General features: G+C 65.5%; 15 protein-coding genes. 7 read left to right on the top strand and 8 right to left on the bottom strand.

All coding sequences use genetic code 11. The features are described 5' to 3' along the window. Window positions 1-12 precede the first annotated feature (12 nt). Window positions 13-1,140: an ABC transporter ATP-binding protein gene (locus tag EI545_RS02780; RefSeq protein WP_125324054.1), complete on the bottom strand. Its 1,128-nt coding sequence runs from the start codon at window positions 1,138-1,140 to the stop codon at window positions 13-15. Between the two features lie 75 nt (window positions 1,141-1,215). Between EI545_RS02780 and EI545_RS02775 the strand changes: the two genes are divergently transcribed. Further along, window positions 1,216-2,034, top strand: coding sequence for a helix-turn-helix transcriptional regulator (locus EI545_RS02775; protein ID WP_245990258.1), 819 nt, complete (start codon window positions 1,216-1,218; stop codon window positions 2,032-2,034). 64 nt (window positions 2,035-2,098) lie between these two features. Here EI545_RS02775 and EI545_RS02770 read toward each other — a convergent pair whose 3' ends face one another. The 4 genes from EI545_RS02770 to rsgA all read right to left on the bottom strand — a co-directional run bounded on the left by EI545_RS02770 (window position 2,099) and on the right by rsgA (window position 4,521). Beyond that, window positions 2,099-2,836 carry an MgtC/SapB family protein gene (locus EI545_RS02770; protein ID WP_216842480.1) on the bottom strand — a complete coding sequence of 246 codons (738 nt, stop codon included), beginning with the start codon at window positions 2,834-2,836 and terminating at the stop codon, window positions 2,099-2,101. Window positions 2,837-2,912: 76 nt separating this feature from the next. Further along, a complete protein-coding gene (locus EI545_RS21740; protein ID WP_281275743.1) occupies window positions 2,913-3,047 on the bottom strand; it encodes a hypothetical protein in 135 nt (44 codons plus the stop codon). A 38-nt stretch (window positions 3,048-3,085) separates the two neighbouring features. Beyond that, on the bottom strand, window positions 3,086-3,382 hold the full coding sequence (locus EI545_RS02765; RefSeq protein WP_125324053.1) for a PRC-barrel domain-containing protein: 297 nt from the start codon (window positions 3,380-3,382) through the stop codon (window positions 3,086-3,088). 104 nt (window positions 3,383-3,486) lie between these two features. Continuing rightward, window positions 3,487-4,521, bottom strand: a complete 1,035-nt coding sequence (rsgA, locus tag EI545_RS02760) for a ribosome small subunit-dependent GTPase A (RefSeq protein WP_245990256.1) — start codon at window positions 4,519-4,521, stop codon at window positions 3,487-3,489. 156 nt (window positions 4,522-4,677) lie between these two features. Between rsgA and EI545_RS02755 the strand changes: the two genes are divergently transcribed. From EI545_RS02755 to EI545_RS02745, 3 genes are all read left to right on the top strand, one after another. Further along, the gene (locus EI545_RS02755; protein ID WP_164517158.1) at window positions 4,678-5,280 is read left to right on the top strand and encodes a hypothetical protein; all 603 of its coding nucleotides are present in this window, start codon (window positions 4,678-4,680) and stop codon (window positions 5,278-5,280) included. A gap of 85 nt (window positions 5,281-5,365) precedes the next feature. Beyond that, the gene (locus EI545_RS02750) at window positions 5,366-5,851 is read left to right on the top strand and encodes a hypothetical protein (RefSeq protein WP_125324050.1); all 486 of its coding nucleotides are present in this window, start codon (window positions 5,366-5,368) and stop codon (window positions 5,849-5,851) included. 93 nt (window positions 5,852-5,944) lie between these two features. After that, on the top strand, window positions 5,945-7,606 hold the full coding sequence (locus EI545_RS02745) for a thiamine pyrophosphate-dependent enzyme (RefSeq protein ID WP_125327209.1): 1,662 nt from the start codon (window positions 5,945-5,947) through the stop codon (window positions 7,604-7,606). 3 nt (window positions 7,607-7,609) lie between these two features. Here the strand turns inward: EI545_RS02745 and EI545_RS02740 are convergent, their stop codons facing one another. From EI545_RS02740 to EI545_RS02730, 3 genes are read right to left on the bottom strand one after another with little or no spacing between them, the layout of a single operon-like run. Further along, the gene (locus tag EI545_RS02740; protein WP_125324049.1) at window positions 7,610-9,019 is read right to left on the bottom strand and encodes an FGGY family carbohydrate kinase; all 1,410 of its coding nucleotides are present in this window, start codon (window positions 9,017-9,019) and stop codon (window positions 7,610-7,612) included. Next, complete coding sequence (locus EI545_RS02735; RefSeq protein WP_125324048.1) at window positions 9,016-10,245, bottom strand: NAD(P)/FAD-dependent oxidoreductase; 1,230 nt, start codon at window positions 10,243-10,245, stop codon at window positions 9,016-9,018. The genes EI545_RS02740 and EI545_RS02735 overlap by 4 nt, the downstream gene beginning before the upstream one ends. Continuing rightward, a complete protein-coding gene (locus EI545_RS02730) occupies window positions 10,232-11,635 on the bottom strand; it encodes an NAD(P)/FAD-dependent oxidoreductase (RefSeq protein WP_125324047.1) in 1,404 nt (467 codons plus the stop codon). The genes EI545_RS02735 and EI545_RS02730 overlap by 14 nt, the downstream gene beginning before the upstream one ends. Window positions 11,636-11,788: 153 nt before the next feature. Here EI545_RS02730 and EI545_RS02725 point away from each other — a divergent pair, with 153 nt between their 5' ends. Genes EI545_RS02725 through EI545_RS02715 form a run of 3 tightly spaced genes read left to right on the top strand, consistent with a single transcriptional unit; the run spans window position 11,789 to window position 14,408 of the window. Continuing rightward, on the top strand, window positions 11,789-12,541 hold the full coding sequence (locus EI545_RS02725) for a DeoR/GlpR family DNA-binding transcription regulator (protein ID WP_125327208.1): 753 nt from the start codon (window positions 11,789-11,791) through the stop codon (window positions 12,539-12,541). 19 nt (window positions 12,542-12,560) lie between these two features. Then, window positions 12,561-13,070: a TRAP transporter small permease subunit gene (locus tag EI545_RS02720; RefSeq protein ID WP_125324046.1), complete on the top strand. Its 510-nt coding sequence runs from the start codon at window positions 12,561-12,563 to the stop codon at window positions 13,068-13,070. Further along, window positions 13,071-14,408, top strand: coding sequence for a TRAP transporter large permease (locus EI545_RS02715; protein ID WP_125324045.1), 1,338 nt, complete (start codon window positions 13,071-13,073; stop codon window positions 14,406-14,408). Window positions 14,409-14,418: the final 10 nt, after the last annotated feature.

Genomic DNA, 14,418 nt, shown 5'->3' with positions numbered 1-14,418 from the left:
GGTTGGTCTTGTTCAGTCTTGAGCGAGGATAAGGCCAGAGTCGGCGGCCCAGGACACATGGCCCGTGTCGCCGGGGGCAAAGCTCCCCTCCTGTGCTTCGGCCTGTCGGGCGACCAGCACCAGAAGGTCACCCAAGGCGGCATGCCGGACGAGGTATTCGGTATGTTCGCCAAGGAAGATCCGGTTGATGACCGTGACAGGTTCAGCCCCGGCGCGGGCGGCATGGGCAAGGCCGATCTGTTCAGGACGGATGCTGAGCGTAGCCTTGGCCCCTTGCGCCAGCGCCCCCGAAACCCGGCCCTGAAAGTGCTGGCCGAAGGGGGTCTCGATCTGGCCACCCGTGGCGGAAAGGGCGGAAACGATGCCGTCGATGAAGTTCGATTTCCCGACAAAATCAGCGACATAGCGGCTGATCGGGCGATCATAAAGTTCGCTGGGAGAGCCGGATTGCACAATGCGCCCGCCCTGCATGATGCAGATGCGGTCCGACATCGACAGCGCTTCTTCCTGATCATGCGTGACCAGAACAAAGGTAATGCCCAGCTGGCGTTGCAGGGTCTGCAATTCGATCTGCATCTCGCGGCGCAGCTTGCGGTCAAGGGCGGCAAGCGGTTCGTCCAGAAGCAGGACCTTCGGCTCGTTGACGATGGCGCGGGCCAAGGCGACGCGCTGCTGCTGGCCGCCCGACATCTCCCAGATGCGGCGGGGCCCGAAACCTGCCAGCCGCACCATCTCCAGCGCCCGGTCCACCTTGCGGGCCACGTCTGCACGGTCGGGCTTGGGCCGGCGCTGCATCAAGCCGTAGGCGATGTTGTCGGCAACGGTCATATGCGGAAACAGCGCATAGTGCTGAAACACCATGTTCACCGGGCGGCGGTAGGCCGGCACGTCGGTGACGCGGTCGCCGTCAAGATAGACCTCGCCAGAGGTCGGGGTTTCAAAGCCCGCCAGCATCCGAAGGGCGGTGGTCTTGCCGCAGCCCGACGGGCCAAGAAACGACAGAAATTCGCCCGCACCAATGCCGAAGGTCAGGGCATCAGCGGCCAGCACATCGCCGTAGCGCTTGGTCGCCGCGCGAAACTCGGCAATCAGGGGCCGGTCGGCCTGATCTCCTGCGCCATGGTCGATCTGGCTTTGCATGGGGCCGCGTCTATCCTATGAAACTGGGAAAAGCGTAGGAGAAGACCCTTTGGCTGTATATATCACAAATAGGGTATGTTCGCAGATCGGACCGCGCGGGTGAGTGTCTCGCTCTGGCCGATGGCGGGTGCGGTCGTGGCCGCGCTGGACAGTCCCGACTTGCCCCGGTCCTTGGCCGATCTTTTGCGGCATGTGGCCCCGTTCACCTATACCGTCATGTTCGGCTACAAGGGCACCAGTCCGCCACTGGACGTCTACGACGATTTTCCGCCCGGCAAGCGCAAGATCTTCGTGACCGATTATCAGGCGGGGCCCTATCTGCTCGACCCGTTCTTTCTGGCCGCCACCCAGCCTGTTGCCCCCGGCCTGTACCGCCTGCGCGATCTGGCGCCGGACCGGTTTTATCAGGGCGAATACTACCGCAACTACTATGCCCAGACCGGCCTTGCCGAAGAGATCGCCTATTTCGTCGATCTGCCCGGAAAGGCATCTCTGGTGCTGTCCCTGATGCGGGCTGAAAAGCCCTTCACGCAGAAGGAGTATACGGCGCTGCAGGCGCTCGTTCCCTTTGTGGCCGCCATCGCCAAGCGGCACTGGGCCGGCCTGTCACGGCAGTTTCGCAAGACCGCCGAGCCAACGGTTGCCGGACGGCAGCGGCGGGCCATCGCTTACGAGCTTGGGCGATTTGGCGACGGCATCCTGACACCTCGCGAACGCGAGGTGGCCGAGTTCACCCTGAAAGGCCATTCAGCTGAATCGACCGGGGAAGTTCTGGGCATCGCGGCGGGCACCGTCCGCATCCATCGGCGCAACATTTATGCCAAGCTGAACATCAACTCGCAGGGTGAACTCTTCTCGCGTTTCCTCGGCACATTGATGGACCCGGCGGGCTGACAAAGGGCGCGAAGCAACTGTCCCGATGGGAACGGGAAAACTCGCAACGACCGTGCCTTCCGCGTCAGCGGCCAGCGTCGGGGTTATGCTCCAGTGGCGAAATCGCCACCTCTTGCAGCGCCCCGATCTTATGCAATGCCTGGATCAGGCCTGCAGCGTCGACCGGCCTTTTCGTCTCGGACGCCAGAATCCGGTAGCGGCGCAGCCCTGTGGCACGATCTTCCTCGATCGACATCGACGCGATATGCAGCCCCTGTGAGGCAAGCGTGGAGGCAAGCTGTGCCGCGTCATAGCCGTCGTCGATCTTCACGGCGATCTCGACACGAAGTTCGGGCTTGGGCGGCAACACGCGCTGAACCAGCCGCAGCAGGACCAGAACAGTCAACGCAACCGCCGTCCCGATCACCCCAAGTTCAAGCAGTCCGGCGCCGAAGACGATCCCCAAGGCCGCCGTCAGCCAAAGCGACGCTGCGGTCGTCAGACCCTGCACCGTGGCACCTTCGCGGAAAATCACGCCAGCGCCCAGAAACCCGATGCCGGTCAGGATCGCATGCGGCATTCGGGCCATGTCCGACACGATCTGTGTGCCCAGTGGCAACTGGGCGGTCCACTCGTCCATCCGAAGGCCGACCAGCGTCATCAGCGCGGAGGCGAAGCAGACAAGGGTATGGGTGCGCAGGCCTGCGGGCTTGCCCTGAAACTCACGCTCCAGACCGACCAGCGCCCCGGCGCCGAGGCTGTAAAGCAAGGGCAGCATCACGTCGCTGTCGCGCAGTGCGGCCATGAGGCTGTCATATGTCATGCTGAATGCCCGTGATGCGGTGAAAGAAGCTGTCGTGACCCCTGAGCACCCGCCGCGAAGCCCGGTGAGGGCAGTTTCAGGCCAGATCAGCCATCACATGACCCGAGGAGAGGGTGCGGTCAAGCGCATCACGACGATCAACGGGAAGCGGGTAGCCATCCGGGCGCCCAAAGAATGCAGGGCGCCCGGGCGTGTCGGGTGCGGGGCTCATGGCTCTGTGTCATAAGGCCAAAGTCATTTGCCCTAAGGTCAGTGGTGATGCTCGGGCAGGGCCTTGACCTCGTCCTTGGTCCAGGTGGTGACAGCGTGAACGCTGCCATCCTCGGCGCGCATGAAGTTCAACTGGTTTGCGTCCAGCGCCACCGGCCTGGCGCCAATGCCCAGAAAGCCACCCACGTCGACGATCACTTGTGTCGTCGGCCCCATGCCGTGAACATGTGACACCGTCCCGATCTTTTCGTCGAACGGGCCATAGATGACGGCGTCGATCAGGTTGCTTTCGTTGATTTCGGCCGCTTCAAGCGGCGTGTGCATTGCGTGGTCCATCGGTCGGACTCCCATTGTTGCCTTGAGCGACATGGCTCGACAACACAACTCATGGGGGCGGGGAAAGTTCCAACCAGCGTCGGGTGGCAAGGGCCTTCGGCGCGTCAGTATCGCTTGCCGCGGGCCAGTGTCGTCTTGTTGCCCCGCGGGCCAGAGGTGACGGGCGTATTGGTCCGGTTCTCTTCCCAAAGCTTGCGCCACCGATCGACCCGGGCCTGATCCAGCGTGCCCGCAGCCACCGCCGCCAGCACCGCACAGCCCGGTTCATGCGCGTGGGTGCAGTCGCGGAACCGGCAGTCCGGCGCAAGTTCGGCAATTTCGGCGAACAGCACGTCCAGCCCGACCGACAGGTCGCTGACATGCAGCGTGCGGATGCCCGGTGTATCGATCACCCAGCCGCCCCCGGCAATCGCGTGCAAGGACCGCGATGTCGTCGTGTGCCGACCCTTGGCATCGCTTTCCCGGATGTCGCCCGTCGCCTGCGCTTCGTCCGGGGCCTTGTCGGCCAGCGTGTTCAGCAGCGACGATTTCCCCACACCCGACGAGCCGACCAGCGCCACCGTCTGCCCCGGCCCGCACCACGGTGCCAGCACCTCCACCGCCTCGGGGGCCTTGGCGTTCAGCGTCACGACCTGCAAATCGCGCTGCAGGCCCGTCACCCGGTCCACGAAGGGCTGGGGATCTTCCACCTGATCCGCCTTGGTCAGCACGATCACCGGGGTTGTCCCGGCCTCGTTCGCCAAGGCCAGATAGCGTTCCAGCCGTGCGGGGTTCAGATCGTCATTGCACGAAGTCACGATGAACAGCGTGTCCACATTCGCCGCGATCAGTTGCGGTGCCCCCCCGCCTTCGGTTCGCCGCTGCAGAACGGTGTTCCGATCAAGCCTGCGGATCAGCCGATGGGTTTCCGGCTCGACGAGCACCCAGTCCCCAACGGCATAGTCGGCGGTGTTGGCCTGCGGTGCCAGAAGCAGCCGCACGGGGCCTTGCGCCGACATGGCCGTCATCCGGGCGCGGTGAACGGTGGCCACCCGCATCCGGTCCAGCCCGGTTTCGTCCGGGCCAAGCTGGTCGCCAAGCGCCTCGGTCCAGCCAAGGGCCGCAAGGGACAGCACGGTCTGATCGGTTGCGTCGGTCACGCGCCCTGATTGCGCGTCCGCACGCGCCAATGCAAGCCCTGCCTGCGGGGCAGGCCCGTTGCCGCGCCCCTTCTGCCGCGGCTGGACGCCCAACCACCACCCCGCTATGCACGCCCGGCGGGCAGTTGGGTCCGCCGCGACGAAGGGGCGGGCACAATGCTGTGGGACATCCGGGCGCGCATGACACCGGCTTTGTCGGTCATCGACCTGATCCCCCATGTCCACCGCACCCCCGCGCTTGCTGCCCTGCGTCGGGCGGTGGTTGAAGGGCGGCCCGCCGTCCTGCCCTTGTCGGATGAGGATCGAGACCTTGCCTTCCACGATGCCTCGGTCCAACTGACCTCGCCCATCGGGGCACGCGTGCTGAAGGCGCTTTATCTTGGGGGACATCTGAAGCTGAAAAAGCCCGGCCTGAAACCGGTACCCGCGCTGGACGCCTATATCGCTACCGAACCCGTCTTCCGGGCGGACGTGGCGCGCATCCTTGCGGCTGAGGAGGCAAAGCGCCTGCGCCTGGACCAGATCATCGCCGACCCCGACTGCGCGCGCCCGGATGAGCTCAGCCCCTTTCTGATCAACAAGGTTTTCACGGCTCGCCTTGGCCATGACGCCTTTGGCGAGCTGACGATTGCCGGGGTCACCTGCTACCGGACCCTTGTCCCGCCGCCTGCGACGGATGACGACCGGCAGCGTGCCGAGGCCCGGATGTCGGCATGGTGGCTGGATGCTGCGGGCAACCGTCAGGGCGATCCGGCCTAGCGGCCGCCGTTGGCAAGAGGGTTGTGCGATGCTGGGGGTTGTGATGTGGTTTGCCCGACGTTGAAGCAGCGGAAGGGGCGATACGATGCGAAACCTGATCCTTGGCATTCTGGTGGCGGCTGTCGCCATCCTTGGCTTTTTCGCCTATCAAAGCAGCCAGCAAGGCAATGCCTTGCAAGCCGACCTGACCGCTCGGACTGACGCCGTGACAGCGCTTGAGGCGGAAAAGACGACCCTGACGGAAGAAGTCGCGCGTCTGCAGGCCCAGGTTGATGACGCGGTCAAGGCTGCGGCGGATGCCGCCACGGCAGTGCAATCCGACACGGCTGCGCTGACCGAACAGGTCGCAGCACTGACCGGAACGGTCGCAACGCTTGAGGCGGACAAGGCGGCACTCACGGATCAGGTTTCGGCGCTTGAAGGGGAAAAGTCCGCGCTTTCAGACCAGCTCGCCGCGGTCGGGGCTGAGCGGGCGGCACTGGCCGATCAGGCGGCAGCGCTTCAGGCCCAGATCGAAGAGATGGCCGCCGCAGCTGCCACCCCCGTACCCGAGGCCACGACCAACCCCTGACGATCCTTCGGCCCGGTTCGCGCCTCACACCCTTCCGGTCCCCGGCAAAACCATGCAGATTGCCGGGGCAGGGCAACGGAAGGCAAATGAATGATGATGCGCAACGGTGGTCAGATCCTGGTGCAAAGCCTGCTGGGCCTTGGGGCGACCAAGGCCTTTGGCGTGCCCGGGGAAAGCTACCTCGCGGTGCTCGACGCGCTGCATGACACCGCTGGACGGCTGGACTATGTGCTGTGCCGGCAGGAAGGCGGAGCGGCCTTCATGGCGGCGGCCTGGGGCAAGCTGACGGGCAGTCCCGGCATCTGCATGGTGACGCGCGGCCCCGGTGCGACCAATGCTGCCATCGGCGTGCATACAGCGATGCAGGATTCCGCGCCGATGATCCTGTTCGTGGGTCAGGTCGGTACTGACATGCGCGGTCGTGAGGCGTTTCAAGAACTCGACTACCGCGCGGTCTTTGGCACCATGGCGAAATGGGTGGTCGAGGTGGACCGGGTCGAGCGGATCCCCGAACTTCTGTCCCGCGCCTGGACGGTTGCTCTGTCCGGTCGCCCCGGCCCGGTTGTGATGGCCCTGCCTGAGGATATGCTGACCAGCCTGTCCGATGTGGCCCCGCTGACCGCGCCGCTGCAGATCGCTGAACCAGCGCCCGAAGCAGGCGCGCTTGCCAAGGCGCTGGCGCTCTTGGCCGCAGCCGAACGCCCGCTCCTCATGCTTGGCGGCTGCAACTGGACGCCCGCCGGTCGCACAGCACTGCAGGCCTTTGCCGAAGCCTCCGACCTGCCGACACTCGCCGCCTTCCGTTATCAGGATCAGTTCGACAATCACTCCCCCGTCTACGCGGGCGAGGCGGGGGTCGGCATGCCGCCCCACGTCAAGCGCCTGATCCGCGAGGCGGATGTGATCCTCGCCCTGAACTTGCGCTTTGGCGAGATGACGACGGATGGCTACACGCTGCTGGACGTACCCACGCCAAAACAGACGCTGATCCACGTCCATGCCTCCGACGCCGAGCTTGGCAAGATCTACCGCCCTGCGATTGGCCTGCAGGCCGGGCCAAACGCCTTTGCCGCCGCCTTGCGCCCGGTCACAGGGTCATGGTCAGGGTGGCGAGAAGCGGCGCGGGCCGACTATCTGGCCTCGCTTCAGCTTGGGCCCTTGCCTTCGCCCGTGGACATGGGGGTCTGCACCGCGCATCTGCGAGACGTCCTGCCCGCCGATGCCATCGTGACGAACGGGGCCGGCAACTTTGCCGTCTGGCCGAACAAGTTCCTGCAATACGGTCCCCGGTCGCGCCTCTTGGCACCACAGTCGGGGGCGATGGGCTATGGCGTGCCCGCTGCCATCGCCGCCAAGGTCGCGCATCCGGACCGGCTGGTGGTCTGCTTTGCCGGGGATGGCGATTTCCAGATGACATCGCAGGAACTGGCCACGGCAAAGCAAGCGAATGCCCAGCCGGTGATCCTGATCCTGAACAACGGCATCTACGGCACGATCCGCGCGCATCAGGAGCGTGAGTTTCCGGCCAGGGTTTCGGGCACCGACATGGTCAACCCCGACTTCGTGGCACTCGCGCAGGCCTATGGCTTCCACGCCGAGCGGGTGGAGACGACGGAAGATTTCCCCGCCGCCTTTGCCCGCGCCATCGCCTCGCCCAGCGGTGCGGTCCTTGATCTGGCAATCTCTGCCGAAGCCCTGACCCCCCGCGCCAGCCTGGGCGAGATCCGGGCCGCGGCACAGAAGGCCGGGCGCTAGGGCTCAACCCGCATAGCCTTCCACCGCGCGCCGGGCCTTGGCAAAGCGGGCAAGGCGGTCTGACGTGGCCCCGGTCTGGCGCCCGGTCAGGACCCGGCCCGGCCAGACCTCGGGCACCGACAGGCCAGCCGCCTCGGCGGCCATCCGGGCAAGGCCCGCGGCGGTCAGTTCCGCCTCGTCCGACAAAAACAGATCGCGCCCCAGCGTGTCGGCCAGAAAAGCGGTAAAATAGGGGTTTTGCGACAGCCCCCCGTCGATGGAGACCCGCCCCACGACCGGCTGCAGACCGGCCATCGCCGCCAAAACCTCGGCGGTGCGCAGGGCGATGCCTTCCAGAAGGGCCTGCATCAGGTCCCCCTTGCCATCGGCAAGCCCAAGGCCCAGCCAAGCCCCGCGCGCCTGCCGGTTCCAATGTGGGCAGCCAAGGCCGACAAGGGCGGGTACGAAGGCCAGACCCCGGTCAATCGCCGCGCCGGGAAAGCTGGCAATCGCGGCATAGTCAGCGAAAAGCCCAAGCTCCCGCGCCCAGTTCACCGCGCTGGCCGCCGCATAGACACCGCCATCCAGCGCATAGGTGACCGGTGCCCCCTCGGCCTGCCAGGCCACGGTCGGCAAGACGCCCGAGGCGCCCGGCGCGACCAGCCCGCCCGTGACGCATTGCGCAAAGGCCCCGGTGCCGAAGGTGACCTTCGTTTCCCCCGGCCGCCGGCAGCCATGGCCATAAAGCGCCGCCTGCTGATCGACAATGGACGCCGCAAGCCGTGCCCCACCCGGCAGGGTGCCAAGATCGCCCGAAGTCTGGGTGATCCGGGGCAGGGCGTCCATCGGCACCCCGAACAGCGCGCAAAGATCCGGGTCCCACCGCCCGGTTGCCAGCGACATCAGCGACGTGCGTGACGCGGTCGCCACATCGGTTTCAAACCGCCCGGTCAGCCGGTCGCGGAAAAAGGCATCCGTGGTGCCAAGGCGCAAGTGGCCGTGCCGGGCAGCCTCGGCCACCCGTGGCAGGTTGCGCAGCATCCACCCCAGTTTCGAGGCGGAAAAATACGGGTCAAGCGGCAGCCCCGCCCGTACCATCACCAGCGGCGCGGCACCATCCTGCGCCAATTGGGCCACCGCATCCGCCGTCCGGTCATCCTGCCATGAGATGACAGGCCCCAGGGGCCGCCCGTCCCGCGCATCCCAAGCCAGACAGCTTTCGCCCTGATTGGACAGGCCCACCACATCAGCGCCCGACACCTGAAGGCAGCGCAGCACATTGGTCAGCAGCTCTCCGGCGTCCTGCTCGACATGGCCGGGGGCAGGCGTGGTCTGGGCATGGGCAAGCGACAGGATCGGTTCCAGCCCGCCGTCAGGCTTCAACGCCAGTGCACGGGTGCTGGTGGTGCCCTGATCAATGGCGACGATCCTCACCGTTCCTCCAGCGTCAGGGTGACGTCCGACGCGCTGCGCAAGGCGGGCAGGGGCAGGGTGATCCGCCGCTCGGGCAGGCTGTCGATCCGGCGGTCCATCAAGCAGACCCCGTCCTGCATCAGGCGCAGCCGCCCTTTTGCCGGTCGGTTCAGTCGCAGTTGCAGGCCATCTGCGGCACCGCTGTCTGCCGGGCTGGGTTTTGGCCGGTCAATTGGCAGGACTTGCGGCAAAGCCAGCCGCACGGCATCCGACCCAAGCCGCAGCCGTGCGACCTCAGGGGCAGGCAGTTGGCCCAGCAAGGCGGCATGGATCGCGCGGGCCACGCGGCGGCCTTCGGCCCAGCACCAACCGGCGGTTTCCACTCCACGCAGCAGGTTTCCCGCCGCGAAGTAGGCGGGGTCGGACAACCGACCCCAAAGGTCGATCACCGGCCCGCCGCTGCCCGGGTCGACCTCCAGATGGCTCAGGCGCAAGAGCGTCGCCTCGGGCCGGAACCCGCCCGAGACGATGACCCCGTCGGTCGCCATGTCCTGAAGCGTCCCGCGCCGATCGATCTGCACGCCTTCCACCCGGGTCCGGCCGTGGATCGCGTCAACCGTCGCCTCCAGAAGCACGGGAACCCCCATCAGCCGCGCCAGCCAGATCGCGGGGCTGCGCGCAGTGATCCGGCGGGCGGGCTCGATCATCGCGACGGGTTTGATCCCGGCATGGCGGCAGGTCAGCAGCGCCGAAAAGGCGACGAGTTCGGTCCCAAGGATCACCGGGCGCTGAAACGGGCGCTGGCCGTTCAGATGGACGATCCCCTGCAGCGCCCCGGTGGACATCACGCCCCCCGGTTTTTCCCCGCCGATCAGCCGCGCCGCGCGGCTGGTTTCGCGCACGCCGGTGGCTAGAAGGACAGCGCGGGCGGCAAGGGTTTCAACCCCCTCGGGGCTGGTCACGTCGATCCTGCCCCCGGGATGCAGGAATGTGACTGTCGTCTGCGTGCGGATAGTGACGCCTGCCGCTTTCGCCTCGGCCACCAGCCGTTGTGCATAGGCCGGGCCTCGCATCAGGCGGCGGAACTCGCGCAAGCCGTAGGGCGGATGGTTGCAGTGGCGGGGGATGCCGCCCGCCACAGCCTCGCGGTCAAGGACGGTGACCGCCACGCCAAGCCGGGCAAGCGCGGTCGCGGCCGACAGGCCAGCGGGGCCCGCGCCGATGACGATGACATCAGTCTGCGCCATCCCCGCCCCCCAGCATCGGTTGCGCCAGACGGCCCTCGGTGATCCGCGCCAGCTCGGCAGAGCAGTAAAACCCCTGACAGCGCCCCATCGTCACCCTTGTGCGGCGTTTCAGGCCGCCCATGCTGCCTGCCGCCATCGGGCCGGTCAGCGCCGCTTCAACCTCGCGCCGCGTGACCAGTTCGCAATGGCACAGGATGCCGCCATGGCCGGGCGTCTGCCAGTCCCGCGGGGCTTCACCGGTAAGCGAGGGCATCTGCGGCCAGACCGGGTTTTCCAACGGTGGATAGCTCCGCTCTGCCAGCCGCAGGACATGCGCGGCAATCCCAAGGGCGGCAGACAGGCCGGTGGAGCGGATGCCGCCGACGCAGATGTAATCCTCGGCCAGATCGGTGCGGATGCGGTATTCCTTTTCCTCGGTCGCAGGGCGCAGCCCGGCATAGGCCGCCGTCACCTCATGCCCGGCCAGCGCCGGCAGGATGTCCTGCCCGCGCTGCATCAGGGCCTGAAGCGTGGGCTGGTCCAGCGTGGCATGTTCGCGGTCATCCTGCTCTTCCGCCGTGGGGCCGACCAGCAGGTTGCCATAGGCAGTGCGGCAGACGACGATCCCCTTGGTGGTCTTCGTCGGCACCGGCAGCAGGATATGGCCCAAAAGGCTGGCGGCGGTCTTGTCATAGACGACGAACTGGCCCTTGCGGGGCTTGATGGTGAACCAGCTTTCCCCGGTCACGCGGCGGTCCACCTCATCGCCCCAAAGGCCGGCTGCGTTGATCACCAGCCCCGCCTGCACCGCCCCCGCCGTGGTCGCCAGATGCCAGACGCCCTGCGACCGCCTGCCCGTCAGCACCTCGGCCTGCCGCATCAGCGTGGCGCCGTTCTCCAACGCCTGCAGAAGATAGCCATGCGCCGCCGACCACGGGTCGATCAGATGTTCCCCCGGCACGCGAAAGCCGCCCATGACCTTTGCGGACAGCTGGGGTTCCAGCCGCAGCGCCTCTGCCGCCGTCACCGCCTGAACATCCGTCACGCCATTGGCCACCGCCTGCGCCATCAGCGCCGGCAGTTCGGCCACCTCGGCCTCGGACCATGCCAGCACCATCGCGCCCGCACGGATCAGCGGCAGACCCAGCCGGTCGCGAATCTGGTGATAGAGCGCATAACCCTCGCGGATGCAGGCCAGTTCAACCGACCCCTCCGGCGCATCAAAGCCCGTGTGCAGGATCGCCGAATTGCCCTTTGACGCGCCATCCAGCACATCCGCCGCTTTTTCCAGCACCACAACCCGCGCACCGGCCAGCGTGAAGGCCCGGGCAAGGGCACAGCCCACGACACCCGCCCCAATGACCGCCACATCAAAGCCTTCGGCATTTCCCGGCAGGTTGGGTGTGTCCATCACAAAGTTGCCTTGTGGTTTTCATCATGAATTGACTATTCGGTCATTCCTGTCAAGCTGACCGCCAACGGGATGGTCACTCATTTTCACCGTCCGGTCAAAAAAACTGTTGACCTTGGCGGCCTTCACCGGTCGGCTGGGGCGGGGATGACCATGAAGCCGCACGAACGACAGCCTCAGATCGAGGCGATCATCCGGCGCGAAGGGGAAGTGTCGGTCGACATGCTTGCAGCACGCTTCGACGTATCGTCCGAGACGATCCGCCGCGATCTGGGAACGCTCGCCGAACGCGGCAGGGTGCAGAAGGTGCATGGCGGGGCGCGGCGGCCGTTCCTGATCGCCGAACCCAGCCACGGCGAACGGCAGTCCACCGCGGCCGAGGCAAAGGCGATGATCGGCCGCCGCCTTGGGGATGTCGTCGCCGCGGGTGAAACGATCTTCATCGACACCGGGTCCACAACGCTTGCCGCCGCCGATACGCTGGCCACGATCCCGGGGCTGACGATCATCACCAACTCCTGCCGTCTGGCCGAACGGTTGGGCCGGTCGGACGCGACCGTCCACCTGCTTGGCGGGCGCTACGGCGCTGACAATGCGCAGACCACGGGCAGCGCGGTCATCGAACAGCTGCAAACCTTCCGCGCCGACCGGGCGATCCTGACCGTCGCCGCGATTGATCCCGCCATTGGCGCGATGGATGCCAGTCTGGACGAGGCGCAGATCGCCCGCGCCATGATCCGCAACGCGCGGACGCTGACCGTGCTGGCCGATGCCACGAAATTCGGGCGGCAAGCGGCCTATGCCGTCTGCGACACCGACCAGATCGACCTCATCATCAGTGATGGGCAATTGCAAAGGGCGCACAAAGAGGCGCTCACCGACAGAGGGGTAGAGCTATGGACCTGACCGCATATCCGGGGGCGTCATGCCGCAGGTGATCAAGGCCTATGTCCGGCTGACCGACAAGATGTCCGATTATGTGGGCTACCTTGCCGCGTCACTGATCTTCGTGATGGGCGCGACGCTGATCTTTGACGCGATCACCCGCAACGTGCTGAACATCCCGATCCACTGGGCGATCGAATTCACCCAGTTTACCCTCGCGGCCTACTACTTCATGGGCGGTCCCATCACCTTGAAAAACAACGAACATGTGCGGATGGACCTTTGGTATGCCAACCTGTCGGACCGGGGAAAAGCCAAGCTGGACCTGTTCACCGTCGGTTGCCTGATCTTCTACCTTGGGGTCATGCTGGTGGGCAGCATCTCATCCTTGCAATACGCCATCGAAACGGGTGAGCGGCGGTTTTCCATGTGGAACCCGTCGGTCATCCCGATCAAGGCGCTGTTGACCGCCTGTCTGGTGCTGATGCTGATGCAGGCCTTCTCGCTGGTCTTCAAGCACGTAGCCACCCTGCGCGGGGAGCATCTCTGAATGTCGTATGAGATGATTGCCCTGCTGATGTTCGCCTCGATGGCGCTCCTGCTGGTCACCGGCCAGCGGGTCTTTGCCGCCATCGGATTTGTCGCCGCCGGGGCGGCACTGCTGCTTTACGGCGAAGGCGCGATTGAGCTGCCCTACAACCAGGTGTTCAAGCTGTTCAACTGGTACGCCATGCTGACGCTGCCCATGTTCATCTACATGGGCTACATCCTGGCGGAATCCGGGATCGCCGAAGACCTCTACAAGATGCTGCATGTCTGGTTCGGGCGGATTCCGGGCGGCTTGGCCATCGGCACGATCCTTCTGATGGTCATCATCTCGGCGATGAACGGGCTGTCGGTGGCCGGTATGGCCATTGGCGCCACGATTGCGCTCCCCGAGATGATCCGCCGGGGCTATGACAAGGTGCTGATTTCGGGCGTGGTGCAGGGCGGGTCGTCGCTGGGCATTCTGATCCCGCCGTCGGTCGTGCTGGTCCTTTACGGCATGATCGCGCGGCAGCCCGTGTCAAAGCTGTGGTTCGCGGGCATCATGCCGGGCCTTCTGATGGCGTCGATGTTCATCATCTACATCCTGATCCGCGCCAAGCTGAACCCCAAGCTGGCCCCCGCGGTCCCCGAGGAAGAGCTGAACATGCCCTTCCGCGAAAAGCTGGCGCTGGCCAAGGCCGGGATCATCCCTCTTGCGATCTTCTTCTTCATGACCGGGCTTTTCGTGTTTGGCGTCACCAGCCTTGTCGAAAGTTCAGCCGTGGGCGCGACCTGCGCGACGCTGGCGGCGGTTTTGAAGGGGCGGTTCAGTTGGGTAATGATCCGCGAGACGTCGATGAAGACTCTGTCGGTGTCCTGCATGTTCCTGTGGCTGATCCTCGCGGCCCTTGCCTTTGGCGCGGTGTTTGACGGCCTAGGCGCAGTCCGCGCGATCGAGACGCTGTTCATCACCCAGTGGGAGCTTTCGCCCTGGATGATCATCATCATGATGCAGATCAGCTTCCTGCTGCTCGGCATGTTCCTGGACGATACCGCGATGCTGGTGATCGTGGCGCCGCTTTACATCCCGCTGGTCGGCACGCTTGACCTTGGCTTTGACAACCAGCTGATCTGGTACGGTATCCTTTACACGATCACCTGCCAGATCGCCTACATCACGCCGCCCTTCGGCTATAACCTGTTCCTGATGCGCTCGCTTGCGCCGAAGGATTTCAGCCTGTCGGACATCTATCGGTCAATCTGGCCCTTTGCCGCGATCATGATGCTGACGATCGTGCTTTTGATGATCTTCCCCCAGATCGCCCTATGGCTGCCCGAACAGATCAACGTGCGGGGCTGAGTTTAAACCA

Source organism: Tabrizicola piscis, assembly GCF_003940805.1.
Classification (GTDB): Bacteria; Pseudomonadota; Alphaproteobacteria; order Rhodobacterales; family Rhodobacteraceae; genus Tabrizicola; species Tabrizicola piscis.
Note: the sequence above shows the minus strand (reverse complement) of the source record. Positions and strands in the feature narration are given on the sequence as shown.

Bases quoted from the DNA above. Each gene is read 5' to 3' on its own strand.
- EI545_RS02780 (WP_125324054.1), bottom strand. From the start codon at position 1,140: ATGCAAAGCCAGATCGACCATGGCGCAGGAGATCAGGCCGACCGGCCC.
- EI545_RS02775 (WP_245990258.1), top strand. From the start codon at position 1,216: ATGTTCGCAGATCGGACCGCGCGGGTGAGTGTCTCGCTCTGGCCGATG.
- EI545_RS02770 (WP_216842480.1), bottom strand. From the start codon at position 2,836: ATGACATATGACAGCCTCATGGCCGCACTGCGCGACAGCGACGTGATG.
- EI545_RS21740 (WP_281275743.1), bottom strand. From the start codon at position 3,047: ATGAGCCCCGCACCCGACACGCCCGGGCGCCCTGCATTCTTTGGGCGC.
- EI545_RS02765 (WP_125324053.1), bottom strand. From the start codon at position 3,382: ATGGACCACGCAATGCACACGCCGCTTGAAGCGGCCGAAATCAACGAA.
- EI545_RS02755 (WP_164517158.1), top strand. From the start codon at position 4,678: ATGCTGTGGGACATCCGGGCGCGCATGACACCGGCTTTGTCGGTCATC.
- EI545_RS02750 (WP_125324050.1), top strand. From the start codon at position 5,366: ATGCGAAACCTGATCCTTGGCATTCTGGTGGCGGCTGTCGCCATCCTT.
- EI545_RS02745 (WP_125327209.1), top strand. From the start codon at position 5,945: ATGATGCGCAACGGTGGTCAGATCCTGGTGCAAAGCCTGCTGGGCCTT.
- EI545_RS02735 (WP_125324048.1), bottom strand. From the start codon at position 10,245: ATGGCGCAGACTGATGTCATCGTCATCGGCGCGGGCCCCGCTGGCCTG.
- EI545_RS02730 (WP_125324047.1), bottom strand. From the start codon at position 11,635: ATGGACACACCCAACCTGCCGGGAAATGCCGAAGGCTTTGATGTGGCG.
- EI545_RS02725 (WP_125327208.1), top strand. From the start codon at position 11,789: ATGAAGCCGCACGAACGACAGCCTCAGATCGAGGCGATCATCCGGCGC.
- EI545_RS02720 (WP_125324046.1), top strand. From the start codon at position 12,561: ATGCCGCAGGTGATCAAGGCCTATGTCCGGCTGACCGACAAGATGTCC.
- EI545_RS02715 (WP_125324045.1), top strand. From the start codon at position 13,071: ATGTCGTATGAGATGATTGCCCTGCTGATGTTCGCCTCGATGGCGCTC.